Raw genomic sequence first — 21,932 nt, 5'->3', positions numbered from 1 at the left:
AGTTGGATAGCTTGAATGACTTTCTGACGTAGGTCGTAGCTGTATGGTTGGGGCATGACGTGCGATCGCTCCGCAACAAAGAAGATTATTCTCAGTTTACGCCATAACCGCCTTGGCGGTTGCTATATAATGTGAGATAAGGATCGAGGAAATTCACAATCATGGTAGTTCGTCAACCCCGCTATAGCAAAGAAGAATTTGCCCAACGTGGCGATCTAATTTATCAAACGCAAATACGCCCACAAGTCGAAGCAGGTAATCACGGGAAGATTGTGGCGATCGACCTTGAAACTGGAGACTTTGAAATTGATGCGCGTGAAATAGCTGCTTGCACTAGGCTAGAAACCCGTCATCCAGATGCTCAAATCTGGATTGTTCGAGTTGGTTCTCGCCACGTTCGACGATTTGGTGGACGAATAAAGAGAACTGTATGATCTCAGGAAGTGTTAACGCAGATTTTGAGGCGATTATCTCGCTTTCGATATGTGGCTCTGATGGAAAAATTTACACACAAGATGCGATCGTCGATACAGGCTTTAACGGTTGGCTGTCATTGCCGCCAGACCTGATCGAGCGGCTAAATCTGAAATGGAAAAGAAGAGGACGTGCTATTCTTGGCGATGGTAGTGAATGCGTTTTTAATATTTACGAAGCAGTTGTATTTTGGGATGGACAGTATCTAACAATTCCAATTGACGAAGCGGATTCAGAACCTCTAGTTGGAATGTCACTAATGGAAGGCTATCAACTCATGGTTCAAGTCTTTGAGGACGGCAGCGTAGAAATCAGCAAAGTAAAAGCAGTCTAACTTCGCACCGTTAGACTGTGAAATCTCAGAACTGTGAATCTTGAGGCTAAAACCAACCAATTCTCATTCTGTAAGAGATATCGCGCAGGCTAACGCACCAATTTCAAAACCAATTTCAAAAATGTAGGGAGTGAGAGATTTTCCCAGCACATCAAGGTAAAAACTTCGCTACACAATCGATCGCACCACTCCACCCTCGACTCGCAGGGCTGCACCATTAATCGCAGAGGCTAAAGGACTAGCAACAAACGCAACTAACGCAGCAACTTCAGAGGTTGAAGCAAATCGCTGAATTAGCGAAGATGGACGCATCTTAGTAAAAAACTCTTTCTCAACTTGTTCGATCGAAATATTTTGATCCTTAGATAATCCCTCGATGAAGTCTTCCACCCCTTCGGAACGAGTTGGCCCCGGCAATACCGTGTTTACAGTCACATGGCTGCCCGCGGTTGTTTCCGCCAAACCGCGACTCAAGGCTAATTGTGCAGTTTTAGTCACGCCATAATGAATCATTTCGGCGGGAATATTCAAGCCAGATTCACTAGAGATAAAAATAATACGCCCCCAATCTTGCTTCAGCATCAGCGGCAAGTAATGGCGCGAGAGTCGCACACCGCTCATCACATTCACTTCCAGAATATTCATCCATTCTTCATCGGAGATATCTGCAAATGCTTTGGAACCATAAATTCCTAAGTTATTCACTAAAATGTTGACTTCTGGCACTTTTTGAAACAACAATTCAACTCCCGCTGGCGTTCCCAAATCCGCAGCAATTCCCTGAAGTTTGGCATTCGGGACACTTTGCTGAATCTGATCGATCGCATTATTTACGCGCTCTTGGGTTCGGCCATTGATAATGACCGTCGCTCCTTCTTCGGCAAGTGTGGTAACAATTGCCAGTCCAATTCCACCCGTTGAACCACTGACCAATGCCACCTTTCCTGATAGTTTGAGATCCATATTTTTTTAAACCAAATAACGTTAAATAATGCTCTACGACAGTGCCTAATCAATTGGTCGCCACCATTAGTGTCAGCTCAAGCTGTGAGTCCGCCAAATCCTCTCGCCCACCCGGCACCGACAGGGAATTAATTCCCTGTCTAATAGCGAAAGTCCTCTCAAAGAGGACTAATTAGTTGAAATTTCTTCTCTTCAGTCCTCTTTGAGAGGACTTTCGCTTTGAGGCAGGGGTTTCAACCCTTGCCGGACTATTGGTTGTACCTTAAGTTGACACTAATTAGTCGTCGCCTACTCCAACTTCACCACCATTTTGCCCAGATTTTTGCCTTCAAAAAGACCGATGAACGCGCCTACTGCCTGGTCAATTCCTATTACCACTGTTTCCTGATTTTTCAATTTGCCAGCTTGGAAATAACCGCCCACTTCCTGTTCAAATTCGCTTTGACGATCGAGCGAATCACCAACAATCAGCCCTTTCATCGTCAGCCGTTTGCCAATCATATTAAACAGGTTGTTCGGCCCTGGCTGCGGCTTGTTGTAACCGGAGATGCTGCCGCAAGCGATAATCCGCCCGTGCACGCGCAAGGCGGACAGCGCCGCTTGCAGGGTTTCGCCACCTACATTGTCGAAATAAACATCAATCCCGTCTGGTGCCGCCTGGTTCAATTGTTCGAGGACTGGGCCAGAATTGTAATTGAAAGCGCGATCGAATCCGCATTCTTCTAGCAGAAACTTGACTTTTTCCGCTGAACCTGCTGAGCCGATAACCTGACATCCGCGCAATTTTGCCAATTGTCCGGCCACACTTCCGACAGCACCGGCTGCACCAGAAATAAAGATCGCGTCGCCTGCTTTAACATCTACCAAATTCAACCCAGCCCAAGCCGTCATCCCCGTCATTCCCAGAGCGCCGAGGTAAACTGAGAGCGGTTGAATTTCGCTGCTGACAGGGTGCAATGCTTTTGGCGCTGCACTGAAGTATTCCCGCCAGCCAAAGTTGGATGTGACGGCATCACCCGCCTTGAATTGGGCGGCGCGCGATTCGATAACTTCGCCGACTGCGCCGCCTTCCAATGCTTTACCCAACTCGAAGGGCGGCACATAGGATTTGCTTTCATTCATGCGTCCGCGCATATACGGATCTACCGAAAGATAGAGATTGCGCACGAGCACTTGTCCGTCTTGCAGCGGCTTGATTTCGGTTTGGGCGATCGCAAAGTTATCTGCGGTTGGCATTCCCTTGGGGCGGGAGACTAACTGAATTTCGCGGCTGATTATATCTGTCATATTTTTTATCCTTGATGTTAAACGGGAGTTGGTTGATCCAGTGGCTAAAGCCACTAGATCAACCAGCGAAACGGCGATTAAAATCGCTATTTTATCAGAGGCGGAACATCAATCAAGCCTGTTGCAACGATGCCATGTCAATAACGAAGCGATATTTTACGTCGCTTTTCACCAGGCGATCGTAAGCTTCATTGATTTTATGAATGGGGATGAGTTCTATGTCGGAGGTAATGTTATGCTTGCCGCAGAAATCTAGCATTTCCTGAGTTTCTTTGATGCCGCCAATCAGGGAGCCACTGAGACTGCGCCGACCAAAGATCAATGTACCGACATTAAGAGAAAGCGGTTCGGGTGGTACGCCAACTTGGGTGAGGTTGCCATCGCGTTTTAATAGAAGGAGGTAGGCGTTGATGTCGTGTGGGGCCGATACAGTGTCGAGAATGAAATCGAAACTATTGAGATGTTTTTTCATCTCGTCGGCATTTTTAGAATTGACAACTTCATCTGCTCCCAGGCGCAGGGCATCTTCAACTTTGTTCGACGAGGTGGTGAATACGACGACATGGGCACCGAAACCCTTCGCCAATTTCACCCCTATGTGTCCCAGTCCACCGAGTCCCACCACACCAACTTTCTGACCTTTGGTAACATTGTGGTGGCGTAATGGTGAATAAGTGGTGATTCCAGCGCAAAGCAGCGGGGCGACGGCAGCGAGATTCAAATTCTTGGGAACTTGCAGCACAAACGCTTCATCTACGACGATGCTGTCAGAGTATCCCCCGAAAGTCATGCCACCAAGGTGTTTGTCGGGGGAGTTGTAGGTCCAGATGGTGTTGTCACAGAATTGTTCTAGGTTTTCCTCGCAGTTGGCACAAGTGCGGCAGGAATCGACCATACAACCTACTCCTGCGGTGTCGCCTTCCTTGAATTTTTTGACGTGCGCGCCAACTTTTACCACCCGTCCCACGATTTCATGGCCGGGAACGCAAGGGTATGTGGTGTTTTGCCATTCGTTGCGCGCGGTGTGCAAGTCGGAGTGACACACGCCGCAATATAGAATTTCGATCTGCACATCGTGCTGGCCGACTTCGCGGCGTTGAAAGTTGAAGGGTGCGAGTGGATTCGTGGCGTTTTGGGCTGCGTAGGCATTTGTTTTCATGAATTGCGCTCCTGATTGTTTACTTATGTCGGGGTAGCGATCGCCCACTGCAATTCCTACTGAGAGGGCGGGCACGGGGGCACCGCCCCTACAAAGGCTCTTCTGTTTTAGTTGTAGGGGTAGTGCCCCCGTGCCTACCCTCCCCAATTCCTAACGATTGACGGTGCTCATATCGGGGTAGCGATCGCCCACTGCAATTCCTAACGGCAGTGCTTTGGCGATTTGGTCTAGTTCTGCTTGAGTCAGCGTCACATCGGCTGCTGCAATGTTTTCTTCCAAGTAGGTGCGACGTTTGGTGCCTGGAATCGGCACAATGTCTTCGCCCTGGGCTAACACCCAAGCCAGTGCCAACTGTCCGGCTTTGATGCCCTTAGCGGCGGCCATTTGCTCGATTTGCTCGACTAATTCCAGATTTTGCTGGAGATTCTCGGCTTGAAACCGAGGATATCGTTGCGATCGATAGTCTCCTTCAGATAGCGTGTCCAAGGTCTTGATTTTGCCCGTCAGAAACCCGCGCCCGAGGGGGCTGTAGGGCACAAAGCCAATCCCTAACTCTCGACAAGTAGGCAAAATCTCGGTTTCTGGTTCCCGACTCCACAGCGAATATTCTGTCTGAAGTGCGGAAATAGGGTGGACTGCTTGGGCGCGGCGGATGGTGTCGGTGGCGGCTTCGGAAAGGCCGAGGTAGCGGACTTTTCCGGCTTGGACGAGTTCTGCCATTGCGCCGACGGTTTCTTCGATGGGAGTATGGGGATCGACTCGATGCTGGTAGTAAAGGTCGATCGCATCTACGCCCAGACGCTTGAGACTGGCATCACAAGCAGAGCGCACGTATTCGGGTTTGCCGTTGACTCCCTGAAAGCTGCCATCACTACCGCGCACGTTGCCAAACTTGGTAGCGATAATCACTCGATCGCGATGGCCTTTAATCGCTTTACCGACTAATTCCTCATTGTGACCGATACCGTACATATCAGCGGTGTCGAGCAAAGTTACGCCTAGTTCTAAGGCGCGGTGAATGGTGGCGATCGATTCTGACTCATCGGTTGTCCCGTAGAATTCGGACATCCCCATGCAGCCGAGTCCTAATTCTGAGACTACTAATCCTTGATTGCCCAGTTTTCGTTGTTTCATGTTCGTTTCAACTAACTTGTAGCTCGATTAATGTTTGTGTCCCAGCAGCATCGCTAATCCGAAGCGCTATCATCACACCGTTTGAGTTTTGTCCGGTTAAAACTTCTGTTGGTGAATCGATCGTGTGAGCGTAAGTCACCTCATCTTTGCCCACTTCAATTACCAAATCATCTCCTTTGCCGGGGCGATCGTAAACCATCGCCATTAAAGGTGCGTTCTTAATCAGTTCTGCATCACCTAGTTCTGAACCGATGATTTCGATTGAGATATGCCGGCCGCGATTGCCATCAGAAAATTGATCGAAAAATTCACCCCATCGCTCGCGGGGTACAGATTTGTTTATTTCAATCTTATTTGTCATTTCCATTTTATTCACCATGATGATTTTTTATTATTCTTGTTGTTGTTTTTTTGATTTTTTCTTTATTCTTTCATTACCACGATTTTTTGTCATCTATCTTAGGTTTAAAAGCTGTATATCCTCAGAGGTAGATAATCCCTAATTTTTCACGGGATAATTCTCGCTTAACAGGTCTGACTTCCTGTTCCACAACAAGTTAATTTATAGTGGGGTGGACAGGAGAGCCTGTCATGGCAAAGCTGATGACCAATGGTGCAATATCTAAGTTTTTAGTGACTGCTGACTCCATCAGTCGTGCGTCCACTCATTTCAGTCTCGTGGATGCGGTAAATGGCGATCGCCTCTGAACGTCCCTCAGCATCAATCCAGGTTCGAGCCATCCCAGGAGAAAGTGTGGGATTGCGCTCTTGGATGAAGTGCATGGCTCGATCAATGTCTTCCTGGAGAGTGAGACGGGAGGCTCTACCATTGACGATCGCGCTGCGCCAATGGAGCGCATCCTGAATTTCTTCTACCTGTAGGCAGACTTCTGGATTGGCATCTATGTCATGAGTCTTCATGCCGATCGTGGTAAACAGGTAGATTTCCTGTTCTTCAATATAATAATTCATGGGCATCACGTAGGGTTTGCCTTCGTGTATGCAGCCAAGATGACCGTATCCTACTGTGTGTAGAAGTTGCTCTATTTCTTTTGAACTCATTTCATCAATATCTAACATTACTATTTCCCTAAAAGTTTAGTTAATTAGTGGTATTGAATACAAATAATCTCGGCTTTACATCTGTCCTGAGATAGAGTGAATCGGCTCATGAAGTAGCTATTAATCATGGTTTTAAGACCAAAACAGCGGTGTCTTCCTTGCTAATCGTGCTGGTCTACATTGAATTAAAATACCTGCCCTGGTTAACTGACCAAACTAGGAAGCGAAAAAACGACTATCGCCCTAGATGTCTTGGCATTGACTTAGATAATTATGCAAGGTATGATGAAGATGGGAAGTAATTGCTATGATTTATACCAATTTGCGTGATGACTGGTTAGCTCCAACCAAGCTTTTCTCCCCTTCTAGCTTTCGTTTCAAGCTCCAAAATTTTTGTTAGTCAACTAGGGTGTGTTTCTGCCCATCAATTAACCCTTCGTTGTCATGAGTAGACTGTTAAAGATGCAATCAATAACACCTCTGTCGAAATACCTGATAGAAAGTGCGGAAATTACTGAACAGGAGAACGGTATTTATAGTTACCCTATTCCGCATATTACAGCCGGAATGCAAGCCAATATTGATTTATTTGGTCATCCTAAGTGGCGAAGAGACTACCTAAAACCCGATCGGTATACCGAAGCCTTAAAAGCGCGCTGGCAAAAGGCAATAGGGAGCTGGGATGACAATATCGTTGTAGATATTGGCTGTGGACCGGGTAATTTGTATGCTACAGTGGGCGGCTCACCTAGCTTACTGATTGGGGTAGATATTTCCCAAGGTACTTTAGAAATAGCACAAGAAGTAGGTTATGTTCCGCTCTTGGCTGATGCACATCACCTGCCTTTTATCGATGCCTTCGCCGACTTAGTAGTTCTTAACGCTACCCTTCACCACTGTGATGACATGGCAAAAGTATTGGCAGAGGCCGCGCGTTTAGTTCGCCCAGGTGGGATTCTAGTGACAGATAACGATCCGCAGGTAACGGCCTGGAATTGGAAAGGGCTTGGGCTACTTTTAAGAAAAATTCGTCAGCATCGGGCTTACTGGATCGTTGCTCGCAAACCTTATGTGGCAACAAGTAGACAGAGATTAGCTACGGAAATCCACAATCAAAAACCAGGAGATGGAATTACAACAGAACTCTACTATCAAGTTCTCAAACCGCTGGATTTTACGGTAACAACCTATCCTCACAACCATAATCTGGGAGCAGAGGTTTTGCAAGGAGAGTTGGGACGAGCGCCATGGACAGTTAGAGTCCCTCAGCGTTTGTCGGGAATCGATCCCAATTCTCAAGGGGCTGCTCAGTCTATCATGTGTATCGCTGAGCGAGCATTGAGGAATTGAGAGGATGGAAAGCCCATGCCTGGTAAATGGCGATCGCTTCTGAACGTCCCTGAACATCAATCCAGGTTCGAGCCATCCCAGGTGAAACTCTTGGATTGCCCTTTTCGATGAAGTGCATGGCTCGATCGATTTGAACCCTCCGACCATTATAGATGGGTTCGGATACCTCAGAGCTTTTACTTAATACTTCCGACAAGTTAGCTACCTTAGATAGGTGTGAAAAACTTCTGTTTAAGGTAATTGGCGACACAGTGCTGGCAATTAAGGGGTATCATACTGAGCAATAGGTCAGTAATCGGCTCCGTTTACCAGACCAGATACCAGTAATTTCGCTTAGCTGTCAGGGAGTTAACCCTCGTGTTGGCGATCGGGACTTCTGCAAGACCCCTCAACGGAATAAAAAACTGATGCTCCAAATTGAAGCAGTATCGGGCGATCACCATAGATTTGTCTACTGTGTAACCAATTTTCTCGGTGCTATTTACATTGGTGCTTCAGTTATCTAGTTAAATTGATGACGCGATCTAGGAACTGTGGCAGAAGAAGTATTTGCACAACCAGATCGTCTGTGTCCGATGTTCTAAAATAGAGAGAGTAGTATGAAAATAGCACTAATCCATGATTACTTGACACAACCCGGTGGAGCAGAGCGTGTATTTGAATTGCTATGTAAACGCTACCCCAATGCAGATATTTTCACGTCTCTATACGAACCTAAACGAACTATAGACCTAGGCGAACGTGAAGTTCGCACAACTGTACTTCAGAAGGTTCCAGGGGCAAGTAAGAATTTTAGGCTAATGGCTCCCTTTTATTTTTCAGCCTTTCGAGCCTTGGATCTAAAAGACTACGATCTGATTATCAGCAGTACCACGAGCTTTGCTAAAGCTGTCCGAAAAAGACCAGGAGCAATACATATTTGTTTCTGTCACAATGTCACCCGTTTTTTGTGGGATACCACAACTTATCTTCGAGACTATGCTACCTATCGAAATCTTTCTGGTATGCTAGAACCGATTTTTCAGCAAATGAGAAAAGCCGATCTGGATTCCGCTCAAGAGCCTGATTTTTATATTGCCAATTCCAGCACAGTTGCCAGTCGTATCCAGAAATTTTATGGCAAGGAATCAGTTGTGATCAACTATCCCATTGATGTCCAAAAATTTATTTTTTCTCAACAGAAGGAGGACTTTTATTTGACCTCTGCTCGTCTGCTTGGTTACAAACGCATTGATGTGATTATTGAAGCATTCAATTGGCTGGGATTACCATTATTAATCACGGGTGATGGCCCAGAGCGAGAGAGGCTGGAGTCGAGAGCTTTAAAAAATATTAAATTTCTCGGTCATGTGAGCGATACAGAACGTAGTCAGTTGATGTCTAAAGCTCGTGGTGTGATTGTTGCTGCGTTGGAAGACTATGGCTTAGTTCCAGTGGAAGCTAATGTTAGTGGAACGCCGGTAATTGCCTATGGTAAGGGTGGTGTATTAGATACTCAGATACCAGGTAAGACTGGCATATTTTTCAATCTACAGACACCGGAAGCCATTCACACAGCCGTAGTTGAGTCCAGTAAGATTTCATGGGATTACGAAAAAATTCGAGCTCATGCGATGGATTACTTTTCTGAAGAAGCTTTTTTTAAAAAAGTAGAGAGGGTGATTGAGGAAGTTTGTGGCCGTCATCAGTCATAAATATAATTGGTTTAATAGGTTTATGAGCGAGGCCCAGAAGTGACTGACAACAATATCAACTCAATGGCTGAAACCGAAGCGGGCTATGGAGAACTGTTTGCAGTTCTAATCCGCCGACGCTTTTGGGTGCTAAGTGTTTTGTGTATTGTCTTGGCTGCTGCAACTGCAAAAGCGTTGAAGGAAAAGCCTACCTATAAAAGCTCCATGCAGCTCCTGGTCGAGTCTAATTATCAAGGCAAAAAAGATGGTAAAAATGGTAATCAATTTGCCGATTCTAACGTTGAAATAGACAATGCTACTCAGCTTAGTTTGATGCAAGGTTCTCAGCTCATTCAAAGAGCGGTGGCATTGCTTCGCCCTAAATACCCAGAACTTAATGTAGAGGAGATCAAAAAATCCTTAGTTGTCACTCAAGTAGCTGATGAAAAGGCAAAAGCCCAGACTAAGATTTTTGAAGTAACTTACACGGGTAATAATCCGAATCAAACCCAGAAAGTGCTACAAATAATGCAACGGGTTTATCTGGAGTACAACCGAGAACAGCAGAGACTACGTTTAACTAAAGGTCTTGCATTCATTGATGAACAATTACCCAAGGCTCGTAACAATGTTGCTCAAGTTGAGGCAACTTTAGAAGAGTTTCGCAAAAATCAAAATCTAATTGAGCCGGAAGTACAAGCAAAAGCTCTGACTGAGGCAATTAATAGCATTCAGCAGGAGCGACGGACAAACCAGGCGACTAGAAGGGAGCTTCAGGCTCAATACGACTCTTTGCAGCAGCAACTTGCTAGTTCTCCCCAGGAAGCGCTCGTTGCGGCACGGCTAAGTCAGTCTTCTCGTTATCAAGCCTTACTCAACGAAATCCAAAAAACAGATTTAGCCATCGGTCAACAACGAATACGCTTCACTGACAAAAACCCAGTTATTCAAAAGCTACTCTCGGAACGCAAGAAGCAACTAAGTCTCTTGCAAGCAGAAGGGCAACGTGCCATACCACAAGTTTCTGCTCAGAGCCCCGCTACTGGAGAAAGCCTTTTGAAAGAAAGGCAACTCGGTACAACTGACTTAACTATGGCTACTAGGGTTCTGGATATTCAGACAAACTTAAAAGGTTTAACTGCACGCGACCAAGCACTGGCAAAAAAAGAGGAGCAGCTCCGTGTAGAACTCGATCGATTTCCGAATCTATTGGCTAAGTACACTCGTCTACAAACAGAGATACAACTCAAGCGTGAAACATTTCAACAGTTAGAGAAAGCACGGCAGGACTTAAGCTTGGAAATTGCCAGAGGGGGATTTGATTGGCAAGTTGTAGAAGTACCGCAACTCGGTACAAAGAGTGTTTCCAAAAAAAAGCAGAACATAATGCTAGGTGTCGTGGTCGGCTTGTTCTTGGGTGTTGCTGTGGCTTTTGCTCGCGATATGTTGGATGATTCTGTTCATAGCTCCGATCAGTTAAAAAAACTGGTTGCTCTGCCTCTACTAGGAATGACTCCACACCTACCGCAGGTCAAGAAGAATAAACCAATCATTAAGCTACCTTTCGGCAAGCGTCCAGTTTCTGCGAGTTGGGGAACCGAACCAATCATCAAGCTACCTTTCGGCAAGCCGGAAGGTATGGCACTTTGCACGATTGAAGTAATTCATAGTCCCCCAGCTTGGAAATCCTTTGACTTAATTTATAAGAACATTCAACTTCAAAATTCTGGTTCGACTTTTAGTCCTTTAATTATTACTTCAGCATTGGATGGTGAGGGAAAATCAACAATCGCATTAGGTTTGGCCATTAGTGCTGCGCGTCTACATCAACGGGTACTGCTAATTGATGCTGATTTCCATCAACCGATGCTGCATAAACAGCTCAATCTCCCTAATGAGTATGGGCTTTCAACTCTACTGGAAAGTAACGCTACGATGCCCATACGCAGTTATGTTCCATCATCAGACTTATATATTGATATTTTGACTTCTGGGTCCATACCCGAAGATCCCGTAAATCTGTTAAGTTCTCCTCAAATGCAGAGATTAATCACAGGGTTTGAGCAGACTTATGATTTAGTGCTGCTGAATGTACCTCCTGTTTTAGGGATGGTAGATGTTCTGCTGGTTGCATCCTGTTGCCGGGGGGTAGTGTTGGTGGCACGTATTGACGTGGTGACAAAAACTGCGCTCAGTGATACTACTGCCATGCTGAACAAGTTAAATACGATCGGGCTGATCGCGAATGGGGCTCTTCGTGCTTAATCCTGAAAAAAATGATGGCTTCTTGACACGCTGATTGATAATTCTCCTGGGTAGCGATCGCCCTTCAACCTCATTTTCTACGATCCCCAACCTCTAAAGTGGCGATCGCGATCGACCATCTTTCTGGAGAGCTATCGACTCAAAACCTTGCCCAGACTAATTTTTAACTTGGTTGTTACCCCGTCAGGCGATCGACATCATTTATTCGCGTCCCTTTTATACATAAAATCTTGTTTTTGTCAATATCAAAATTATAAATAAAAAAGATTGACCAACTATTGACTTGTTTTTAAACTGTGTTAATGTATAGCAGTAATTCTACTTAAGTAATGTATGTACGATTTAAATATTTAAGTAGTTTTACTTGCTCACCATGACTACTGAGATTAGTATTACTTAATTCAGAACCTATGACCAATTCAGCACTCTCAAATTTAAATATCTATTCTTCTGCAGAACAACAGCATTCAAGCCATTACTTATCTCCCTGCATTCTGAAGTGGCGACAGGGAATGTTATTCGTCAGTTTCAGACCACAAGCCAAACAGCCTTATATCTCGGCGTTTGAGACTGAGCAACAGCTAGTAGAATGCTTGAAACAATCTCCTGTACGGCTGGTTTGCCTCCATCCAAGCCTAGGTGAGGCAACGCTGAAACTCTGGGCCAATGCTTGCGAGCAAGCGCAAAAACCCGTATTTCTACGGGGGACTATTCAGAAAACATTTCAAAAGCAAAACCAACTTAGTCCCCAGCCCAAGCAATGGATGGACTCAATTGTTGCCTTTGTGTTCCTCCTATTGCTCAGTCCGGCTATATTGGCGACATCTATATTGATCTATCTCAATTCACCAGAGCCGATTTTCCGTAGGCAATGGTACATGGGCACAGGAGGCAAATTATTCCGGCTTCTCAAGTTTCCCACGACAGTAGTTAATAAAGATTCTCGTACTACACCTTTAATTCGTTGGATGTGTAAGTACAACCTGGATAAGTTACCACAGTTGTTCAATGTACTTCGGGGTGATACTAGCTTGAGGGATTCATTCAGTCCTTTGACGATATCTGAGGCAGTACGCCTAGGCTCAGAAGGTCAACCATAGGTGAGTACATTATTGGAAATTGTAGAAGCTCAGAGCGGGGCAACAATTCAAATGAGGTTGATTTGGTGGTAGATAAACACTGAATCTTCAATTTAAAAAGCTTCTGCACGTTAGGCCAAGTTTAGGGAAGCAATGGACGACTAACTTCATGCTTCCAGAACTCATCTACAAAAATAAATATTTTTGGATTAATTGTGATGCTGCCTGGACAATTATAAGCGCTATTCCTCACATCATAAATGTAGATTTGGCATAATTTAACTAGGCATACACATAGCGATTAATCACGAGCTAAAGTCCATAGATAACCAGTAAAAACTCCAACTGTTGAAGTCTAAACAGGTGAAAAATGACAAAAATTTTAGTAACTGGTGGAGCAGGTTTTATAGGTTCGGCAACAATAGCTGAACTTCAAAAGCATGGTCATGATATTTATGTTATTGATGACTTATCCTTTGGGAATAGAGATTTTTTGACAATTCCTGATACTTATTTTCACAAGCTTGATATTTTGAACGGACCTGGCTTAACCGAAGTTATTCATAAAATCGATCCAGATTGGATTATTCATCTGGCTGCCATACACTTTATTCCCTACTGCAATCAACATCCTTTCAAGTCGAGTAACATTAACATACAAGGGACTATCAACGTATTAAGCGCTGCGAAGAGCTTGAAAAATTTAGAAAAGATGTTTTTTGCTTCGACAGCAGCAGTTTATCCAATTTGTGACCATGCTATTCCAGAAACTCAGCCAACGAACCCTCTAGATATTTATGGGTTATCTAAACTAGCTGGCGAACATTTGATGAATGAATTTCACATACAAACATCTATTCCCACTATCATCGGTCGATTTTTCAATGCTTTTGGACCGAATGAAACAAATGCCCATTTAATCCCGGAAATTCAAAGGCAAATCAATTTAGGCATGAGAACCATCCAACTGGGAAACCTCGACCCGAAACGAGATTTTATTCATACCTTTGACATGGCGGTTGCCATAACTCAACTTTTAAATAAGTTTGATGCTGGATTTGAAACATTTAACATTGGTAGAGGCCTAGAGTATTCTGTCAGAGATGTAGTTCAAGCATTTGAGCAAGAATTGGGTGAAAAAATTGTGATTCAGGTCGATCCGGATCGTGTTAGAAAAGTTGAAAGGATGCATCTACTGGCAGACATTTCCAAGTTGAAAAAGTTTATCGATTGGCAGCCTGAAATTACTTTGAATCAAGGGATAGGCACTCTTATTAAAGTAGGTGTCAAGTGAATTTATAGATAAATTTGAAAGGTGACTATGAGCTGCAAAAAAAACGGATTAGAATATATCGAGATTAAGCCATGAAAGTTTTACATATCAACCTATCTGATATATCAGGTGGAGGCTCGATCGCAGGCTATCGTCTACACGAAGGATTACTAGCCCAAGGAGTCACCTCTAACCTAATGGTTGGAGCTCCTAAGCTCCGCAGCAATCGCGTTGCCACAGTGCCTCGTAAATACCGGACAGAGAAGCAACTGCTGACTTTATCTCGCCCGCTAGGACTCAACTACACCCATCTAATTAGCAGCTTTAATATTCCTAAACACCCATTTTACCAAGCTGCCGATATTCTCAACTTCCATGTCTTACACGGTGACTACTTCAACTACCTTGCTATTTCTCAACTCACTAAACATAAGCCGGCCATTTATACCCTCCATGATATGTGGAGTTTTACCGGGCACTGCTCCTACAGTTATGACTGCGATCGTTGGAAAATCGGTTGTGGTAAATGTCCTTACCCAAGCATCTATCCAGACATTCAGCGCGATAGCACTGATTGGGAATGGAAGCTTAAAAATTGGGTCTACAGTAATTCTAATTTAACGATTGTTGCTCCTAGTCAGTGGCTGACAGAGCAAGCCCAGCAGAGTATGCTCAGCCGCTTTGCCATCCATCACATTCCTTATGGAATCGACACAGAAGCTTATCAACCTCTGGATTCAGAAGAATGCCGCTCTGTCTTAGGCATTCCATCTGATAAACAAGTGCTGATGGTAGGAGCAGAAAACTACGGTGATTCTCGCAAAGGTGGCGATTTGCTACTCAAAGCATTGCAAGCTCTACCTGATTCTGTCAAAATGAATTGTTTATTACTAGTTCTAGGACATGGAGGAGAGTTCTTATCAGAAACAGTTGGTATTTCTAGCTTGAATCTAGGCTATGTCAGTAGCGATCGCCTAAAAGCGATCGCCTATTCTGCTACTGATTTATTCATCCTTCCTACTCGTGAAGATAACCTCCCCCTCGTCTTGCAAGAAAGTATGGCTTGCGGCACTCCCACGATCTCCTTTAGAATTGGTGGCGTTCCCGATCTCGTTCGTCCGGGAATCACGGGGTACCTAGCCGATCCTGAAAACGTCACCGACTTGTGCAATGGGATTATCCAACTTTTGGCAGATAAAAATTTGCGAGAACAGATGGCACAAAATTGCCGAGAAATTGCGCTTACCGAATATCCTCTTAGCCTCCAGGCCAAACGCTATGTAGAGTTATATCAGCAGGTTTTAAGTTAAAAAATGCTCCTCCTGTTGAAGAGACTAAATAGTAGAAAATGATCTCAACTTAATAGAACTGAATCAGATTAGTTAACCTGCGTAACCCCTATGTCCTCTAACTCATTGAATCCAATTCGTGTTTATTTAAAAAAGTCTAAGTTATGGCAGGATAATTACTTGATTTTGAGAGAATTTAAACATTTTTCCAAAATAGTAATTCTTGCTTTTATATTCACATTTTTGGCTGCAAGTTTTGAAGGCGTAGGAATTGGATTTTTACTTTCATTTATCCAAAGTTTAACAAACCCAAATGGAGAATCTCTCAAAACAGGAATTCAATGGATTGACATTTGGATCTTGGGGGCAAATACTTCAGCAAATAGCCGAACGGTTCGCATTAGCATTCTCATCCTACTGAGCACTTGGATGCGTGCAGGATTTAACTACTTATCTATTATTTATATAGAAATTTCTCAGATCAAATTATTAGATAGACTTCGTAAGCAAATCTTTGAACAGCTTCAAGCTTTTAGCCTGGGATACTTTACTAAAACGAAGTCAGGAGAACTGGTTAACACCATCACAACTGAACTAGAGAGAATCAAAACTGCTTTTGGAGGAGTCGCCTTTGTAATCACCCGATGCTTGGTAGGGGTAGTTTATCTATCAACTTTGCTGCTGCTGTCATGGCAACTAACACTCTTGGCAGTGATGCTATTCGGTCTTCTGGCAGTGGGGATATCCACTCTTAATGTAAGGGTACGAGAAGTAAGTTTTGAAACTTCAGCAGCTAACGGTAATTTTACCTCAACCGCTGTAGAATTTATCAACGGAATTAGGACTATTCAAGCGTTTGCTGCCCAAGATTTTGAGCGGAAACGATTCTATAAAAGTAGTTCCCGTATAGCCGAAAGCTTTATCAAAATAACTCGGCTGATGTCGTCAGTTAAACCATTGTCAGAAAGTATTGCTACAGCAATTCTTGTGAGTCTGATTATTCTAGCGTTCAATGGCATCATCATCGGCAAGTCATTACCCGTTGCTTCATTACTTACATTCTTCTTTGTATTGTTCCGTTTAGTACCAACTTTACAGGATGTGAACGGAACAAGGGTTGTTCTGAGCGGTCTACAGGGAGCCACAGTTAATATCAAAGAACTATTGAGAACGGATAATAAAGAGTATTTTCCGAACGGGCATCTTGAGTTTGCAGGATTGAAAACAGCGATCGATTTAGTTTCTGTAGATTTCGGATATGAACCTGATAATTTGGTGCTGCACGACATTAACTTGACGATCGAACGGGGCAAGATGACCGCTTTGGTGGGGGGGTCTGGGGCTGGGAAGACTACACTCGCCGATCTCATTCCACGATTTTACGATCCAACGGGGGGTAAGATTCTGATTGATGGAGTTGATTTGAAAACCTATGAAATTAAGTCGCTGCGACACAAATTAGCAGTTGTGAGCCAGGATACTTTCATTTTTAATGCTAATGTTCGCGACAACATTGCCTATGCTTTGGAAGGAGTGGAGGAGGCAGAAATTTTAGAAGCAGCCCGTCAAGCTTATGCTTTAGAGTTTATCCAACAACTACCAGAGGGATTCGATACTCAACTGGGCGATCGCGGTGTACGTTTATCAGGTGGTCAACGCCAGAGACTGGCGATCGCTCGTGCTTTGTTGCGCGATCCAGAAATCTTGATTTTGGACGAAGCTACTAGCGCTTTAGATTCGGTATCGGAGCGACTGATCCAGGAGTCATTGGAAAAGCTGTCTATGGGTCGGACAGTGATTGCGATCGCCCATCGACTTTCTACAATTGCTCGTGCCGATCAAGTAGTGGTACTTGAGCAGGGACGAATTGTAGAGCGAGGTAAATACCAAGAGTTGTTAGAACAACGCGGTAGACTGTGGAAGTATCACCAAATGCAACATGAATCAGGAGGAAATTCAGTTGAACAAACCCTTGTTTAGCCTCAATTTTAACTAGGAACTGAGTGTTAATGAATTAAGAATACAAACCTGAACCTCATACTTGAAAACACGATGAAAATCCTTTTTGTGAGTCCTATCTATTATCCTTCGATTGGTGGAGTTGAAACTCAGGCTCGTCTGATTGCAGGGGAGTTAGCTAAAAAGTATCAAGTCAGCATTGCTGCGGGAAATTTTGGTTTTAGGCATCCCCAATATGTTCCGGGGTGGTTAGGAAAAAGGATGATGATTGCATCACTATATAACAATCTTCTAGCTCCTAATTACTCAAGTTTTCAGGATGGTGATATTCCTGTTCATGCGGTTACTCCAAGCCCGATCGATCGCTTGCGTTTGTTGCCCATCTTGCTCCGAACTCTACCACTCCTACGAAGTTATACGGAACCTTTCCTCGACTGGTTCAGCTATCAATGTTATCGCTTGGTCTTTCAGTCGAAACTAGAAAAACTAATGCAGAATGTTGATGTTGTGCATTGCTTGCTAGCCGATTATTTAGGATTTACAGCCCTTGATGCAGCTAAAAAGCTGGGTATTCCTTGTGTCTGTACACCTTATGTACATCCGGGGCAGTCTGGGGAAAACTCTGTCAGTATTCAATCTTATCCACGGTTTCACGCTGTTGGGGCGCTGACAGAAGGCGATCGCCAAAAGCTCATTTCTATGGGTGTACCTGCTGAAAAGCTGCATATTCTGGGAGTAATTCCTCTATTACCAGCAACCTCGCACCCCGATCGATTTCGTCAGCAGCATCATCTGGTGGATGTTCCCATTATTCTTTTCATAGGTCGTATGGAGGCTTATAAAGGCGCAAAAGCTATACTTATGGCTGCCGATCGGGTTTGGCGAACTAACCCAAACGCTCACTTTGTTTTCGTCGGCCCAGATACCCCTGAATCCTTAAAATGGTTTGAGAACGCAGATTCACGCATTCATTATTTAGGCAAAGTTAGCGATCAGGAAAAGGCGGATGCGATCGCGGCTTGCACTATTTTTTGTATGCCCTCCACATTCGAGATTCTCCCAGCGGTTTACCTGGAGGCTTGGAGCTATGGCAAGCCTGTTATCGGTGGTAAAGCACAGGGTGTACCCGAATTAATTGAAGGTAACAACGCTGGTTTTGCTGTCGAGCAAACACCAGAAGAAATTAGTAGTGCCATTACCAAGTTATTACAAAACCCAGATCTGAGTCAGAATTTTGGTGACAATGGCAAAGCTCTAGTTAACCAGAATTATTCTCTTTCGGCAGTAGTTAGTAAGATCGAATCTCTTTACCAAAAAGTGATCGAATCTTAAAAGTATTACAAATGAATAAAGTATATTATCTGCCACAATTCTGCTGATTTTCAACCTGTTTGTGACTAAAGGAGAGCTTACAATGAACCCCACAGCCTACTCATTTGATGTGTTTGACACGGCCTTGACTCGTATCTGGGCTAAGCCAACGGATCTATTTTGGGAGTTAGGCGATCGCCTCCAGCAGGAAAACCTAATTACAATTTCTTCAGATATGTGGAGTCAGCTTAGGATTGAAGCTGAGGGCAAGGCAAGACAAGCATCTACAACGAATGAAGTAACACTACAGGAAATTTATGCTCAACTAGCTGAGTCCTTGAACTGGACTGAGATAGATAAGGAGAAAGCAATGTATAATGAAATTCAACTAGAACGTGCTAGCCTCCGTCCAGTTCCAGCTACTCACCTAAAAATTCAAGAGTTACATCAGGAAAATCAATCGCTCGCCTATCTCTCAGATATGTACCTACCCTCCGAGGCGATTCGAGGCTTTCTCGAAGATCATCAAATTTGGGCAGATGGTGATGTAATCTACGTCTCTAATGAGGTTGGACTTCATAAGGTATCTGGAGAATTATTTCAATATTATCTCACCAAGTATCAAATCAAAGCCTCTCAGCTCCTACACACTGGGGACAATCTCTATTCTGATATCAAAGTAGCGAAAAAATTAGGGATTCAAGTTCAGCCTTTTGTGCAAACACACCTAAATCGCTACGAACAAATCATTGCAGATAACGAACAATTGCCGCTCCGATTTCGTTCGCTGCTAGCTGGTGCCAGCCGCCTGTGTCGCTTGCACTGCAAAGAGACAGAATTGCATCGACAAATAATCTGGAATACAGGTGCTAATGTTATCGCACCTGTGTTTTTTGGGTTCGTTCATTGGGTGTTGCAGGAGGCGAAGCGTCAGGGAATTCAGAGGCTGTATTTCATGGCCAGAGATGGACAAATTCTCTGGAAAATTGCCCAAATTATCTGCCGTAAGTGGGGCTATGACATCGACTGTCAATACTTGTATGGTTCTAGGCAGGCTTTTCACTTTCCCTCTATTCAACAAATTGGTGAAACCGAACAGGAATGGCTTTTTGACAAACCGCCATTTTTCTCAGTGCGCTTAGTATGCGATCGCGTCAATATTCAACCAGAACAGATTGCTGATGCACTCACACGTCATGGCTTTCCAATCGAGATTTGGGACAAAAATCTGACGGAACAAGAATTCACGTTGCTGAAGGCAGCATTTCAGGATCGAGAAATTATCGATCTGATTGTTGATTTGGCGGCTATCTACAGAGAGAAGGCGATCGGCTATTTCAAACAAGCAGGCATTGGTGATGGAACATCGTTTGCGATCGTTGATTCTGGCTGGACTGGGCGATCGCAACGCTCATTCAGTAAAATTTTGGCGATCGCCAATCTCTATCCCCCAGATGGAGTGCCTGGATTTTACTTTGGATTAGAAAGACGTATTAAACCATTCTCAACCGATCGTTTAATACCTTATTTCTTGGAACCTGATGATATCACCGAACGGCGTTCCCTTAGCAGTTCTCCGATTTTAGAGCTATTCCTGGCTGCGGATCATGGCAGTACCGTCAGATATGAGAAACAGGATGATGGGTACATTCCGATACTGCGATCGGATAAAAATGAAAGAGGGCTCAAATGGGGAGTCTTAGTTCAGCAGCAAGCAATCCTAGATTTTACTGAGCGATTGACCGATCATTTGCAGCCTGAAGAATGTGAAGTAAGGTATTTTCATCAAGTTACAGAAGACCTGCTGAAAACCTTTATCCACTCGCCCAACCAAGAGGAAGCCAAAGTTTTTGGTAGCCAGCCATTTTCAGACCAACAGCTAGAAAATAAGTTTCACGATCTAGCGCCAGCCTACTCTCTAGTAGATGGCTTTAAGATGATATTTGATAAGCACTATGTCAGCAATTTTGTCTGGCTTCCAGCATCGATTCAACGCAGCGCACCACTCACTAGGAGTGTCCTAGGATACATCAAAGGATTGCGATACAGCTTGAATTACGCCCGCTGTGCCCGACAGGCATACCTCGCAGGAAAAGAGCAGCAATCTTGGGATTTTGCTAAAAAAGCAGTACAGTCTTGCCCTGCTATTTTGCTATCCCGCAGCTTCATGCGCACTAATATTTCTCTCGTTATGCGATCGAGGCTCAATTCCCCAAACTAAAACCGATCGCACCAAGTTTAGTTCAGTAAAAATTTATTTTTTTTAGGAGGCAATAAATCACTATAAGCACATAGCATTCTACTAACGCCGAATCGTAAAAATCAACACCGATAATTATTTTAAAGCAATGAATATGAATAGCCAAGTGTTTTGTTGTCCCGCCTGTAAATCCAGACAAATTAATTCTTTAGAAAGTGTTCCCACGTCAGAAATTGCCAAATTTTGGTCAGTCACCAGCTTAGAATCAGGCGAGCAACTGAAGAAATACTTAGATAGCGGAAAAGCACCTTCTACAGTCGATATGGCTAAGTGTTGTGATTGTGGGCTAGAGTTTGCCACCCCTATGTTTGCTGCTGGAGAAGAGTGGTATACCGAAGAAATATATACAATGCGATGGGAGTTCAATAAAACCCTTGAAGACTTGAAGCCTGGTTCGGAAATCTTAGAAATTGGTTGTGGAGAGGGAGTTTTCCTTGATTTGGCAGTTCGTGAGGGACATAGTGCTCTAGGAGTGGACTTTAACCTTGGAGCCATTCAATTGGCTAAGGCAAAAGGGTTAGAAGTATATTGTTGGAATTTAAAAGAACTAAGTGAACGTTTGCCAAGCAGAAAGTTCGATGCAGTAATGTTTTTTCACGTTATTGAACATATAGAGGATTTAGAAACTTTCTTTCAAGAACTCTCGCAAATTATGCCTACAGGTTCATCTATTCATTTTTCTTGCCCTAGCTCCAATCGATGGACTACTCAGTTTGAAACTGACAGAAAAGTAGGACTTAGAGAGGTTTGGGACTATCCGCCTTATCATCAAACTAGATGGAATCCGGTTGCAACAGACAAAATACTTTCAAGGTTTGGATGGAAACTACAAAAGTCCTTAGAGGAGCCCTTTGATTGGCGTGGAATGTCTACTTACATTGTGTCCAAGGAATTGGCTGCTAAAGGATTAGAACTATCAGTATTGTCACCAGTTGAACGAAAAATCAAAATTGCAACAAAAATGGTAAAAACTTTTATGCCGTCAATTAAATGTTCGGGTATGAGTATGTATTACCAAGCTATTCGGCAATAAAAGACAAGTTGAGAAAGTTTCCCTAAT

General features: G+C 43.9%; 18 protein-coding genes. 12 read left to right on the top strand and 6 right to left on the bottom strand.

Translation table 11 applies throughout. The features are described from left to right. Positions 1-161: 161 nt before the first annotated feature. Positions 162-434, top strand: coding sequence for a hypothetical protein (locus AAFP14_RS05755; protein WP_341731343.1), 273 nt, complete (start codon positions 162-164; stop codon positions 432-434). After that, on the top strand, positions 431-808 hold the full coding sequence (locus AAFP14_RS05750) for a clan AA aspartic protease (RefSeq protein ID WP_341731342.1): 378 nt from the start codon (positions 431-433) through the stop codon (positions 806-808). Before AAFP14_RS05755 ends, AAFP14_RS05750 begins: the two co-directional genes overlap by 4 nt. Before the next feature lie 168 nt (positions 809-976). Here AAFP14_RS05750 and AAFP14_RS05745 read toward each other — a convergent pair whose 3' ends face one another. The 6 genes from AAFP14_RS05745 to AAFP14_RS05720 form a co-directional block, all read right to left on the bottom strand. After that, positions 977-1,771 (bottom strand): SDR family NAD(P)-dependent oxidoreductase, encoded by a 795-nt coding sequence (locus tag AAFP14_RS05745; protein ID WP_341731341.1) that lies wholly within the window; start codon positions 1,769-1,771, stop codon positions 977-979. A gap of 288 nt (positions 1,772-2,059) precedes the next feature. Continuing rightward, entirely contained in the window at positions 2,060-3,058 is a 999-nt protein-coding gene (locus tag AAFP14_RS05740) for an NADP-dependent oxidoreductase (RefSeq protein ID WP_341731340.1), read from the bottom strand. A 112-nt stretch (positions 3,059-3,170) separates the two neighbouring features. Further along, on the bottom strand, positions 3,171-4,217 hold the full coding sequence (locus AAFP14_RS05735) for an NAD(P)-dependent alcohol dehydrogenase (RefSeq protein WP_341731339.1): 1,047 nt from the start codon (positions 4,215-4,217) through the stop codon (positions 3,171-3,173). A gap of 150 nt (positions 4,218-4,367) precedes the next feature. Then, on the bottom strand, positions 4,368-5,351 hold the full coding sequence (locus AAFP14_RS05730; protein WP_341731338.1) for an aldo/keto reductase: 984 nt from the start codon (positions 5,349-5,351) through the stop codon (positions 4,368-4,370). A 7-nt stretch (positions 5,352-5,358) separates the two neighbouring features. Then, complete coding sequence (locus AAFP14_RS05725) at positions 5,359-5,712, bottom strand: DUF5335 family protein (RefSeq protein ID WP_341731337.1); 354 nt, start codon at positions 5,710-5,712, stop codon at positions 5,359-5,361. Positions 5,713-5,981: 269 nt separating this feature from the next. Continuing rightward, positions 5,982-6,431 (bottom strand): pyridoxamine 5'-phosphate oxidase family protein, encoded by a 450-nt coding sequence (locus AAFP14_RS05720; RefSeq protein ID WP_341731336.1) that lies wholly within the window; start codon positions 6,429-6,431, stop codon positions 5,982-5,984. A 444-nt stretch (positions 6,432-6,875) separates the two neighbouring features. Between AAFP14_RS05720 and AAFP14_RS05715 the strand changes: the two genes are divergently transcribed. The 10 genes from AAFP14_RS05715 to AAFP14_RS05670 all read left to right on the top strand — a co-directional run bounded on the left by AAFP14_RS05715 (position 6,876) and on the right by AAFP14_RS05670 (position 21,905). Then, complete coding sequence (locus AAFP14_RS05715; protein ID WP_341731335.1) at positions 6,876-7,763, top strand: class I SAM-dependent methyltransferase; 888 nt, start codon at positions 6,876-6,878, stop codon at positions 7,761-7,763. Between the two features lie 599 nt (positions 7,764-8,362). Beyond that, positions 8,363-9,457 (top strand): glycosyltransferase, encoded by a 1,095-nt coding sequence (locus tag AAFP14_RS05710; protein WP_341731334.1) that lies wholly within the window; start codon positions 8,363-8,365, stop codon positions 9,455-9,457. Positions 9,458-9,496: 39 nt separating this feature from the next. After that, positions 9,497-11,701, top strand: a complete 2,205-nt coding sequence (locus tag AAFP14_RS05705; RefSeq protein WP_341731333.1) for a GumC family protein — start codon at positions 9,497-9,499, stop codon at positions 11,699-11,701. A 410-nt stretch (positions 11,702-12,111) separates the two neighbouring features. After that, entirely contained in the window at positions 12,112-12,801 is a 690-nt protein-coding gene (gene hepC / locus AAFP14_RS05700; protein WP_341731332.1) for a heterocyst development glycosyltransferase HepC, read from the top strand. A 349-nt stretch (positions 12,802-13,150) separates the two neighbouring features. Further along, entirely contained in the window at positions 13,151-14,074 is a 924-nt protein-coding gene (locus AAFP14_RS05695; protein ID WP_341731331.1) for an NAD-dependent epimerase/dehydratase family protein, read from the top strand. Positions 14,075-14,145: 71 nt separating this feature from the next. Beyond that, entirely contained in the window at positions 14,146-15,363 is a 1,218-nt protein-coding gene (locus AAFP14_RS05690; protein WP_341731330.1) for a glycosyltransferase family 4 protein, read from the top strand. A 90-nt stretch (positions 15,364-15,453) separates the two neighbouring features. Continuing rightward, positions 15,454-17,322, top strand: coding sequence for a heterocyst formation ABC transporter subunit HepA (hepA, locus tag AAFP14_RS05685; protein WP_341731329.1), 1,869 nt, complete (start codon positions 15,454-15,456; stop codon positions 17,320-17,322). A 72-nt stretch (positions 17,323-17,394) separates the two neighbouring features. Further along, positions 17,395-18,633 (top strand): glycosyltransferase family 4 protein, encoded by a 1,239-nt coding sequence (locus tag AAFP14_RS05680; RefSeq protein ID WP_341731328.1) that lies wholly within the window; start codon positions 17,395-17,397, stop codon positions 18,631-18,633. Between the two features lie 82 nt (positions 18,634-18,715). Next, positions 18,716-20,833: an HAD family hydrolase gene (locus AAFP14_RS05675; protein WP_341731327.1), complete on the top strand. Its 2,118-nt coding sequence runs from the start codon at positions 18,716-18,718 to the stop codon at positions 20,831-20,833. 133 nt (positions 20,834-20,966) lie between these two features. Beyond that, positions 20,967-21,905, top strand: a complete 939-nt coding sequence (locus tag AAFP14_RS05670; RefSeq protein WP_341731326.1) for a class I SAM-dependent methyltransferase — start codon at positions 20,967-20,969, stop codon at positions 21,903-21,905. Positions 21,906-21,932 lie beyond the last annotated feature (27 nt).

It is taken from the genome of Microcoleus sp. EPA2 (assembly GCA_020882975.1).
Lineage (GTDB): Bacteria > Cyanobacteriota > Cyanobacteriia > Cyanobacteriales > Microcoleaceae > Microcoleus.
Note: the sequence above shows the minus strand (reverse complement) of the source record. Positions and strands in the feature narration are given on the sequence as shown.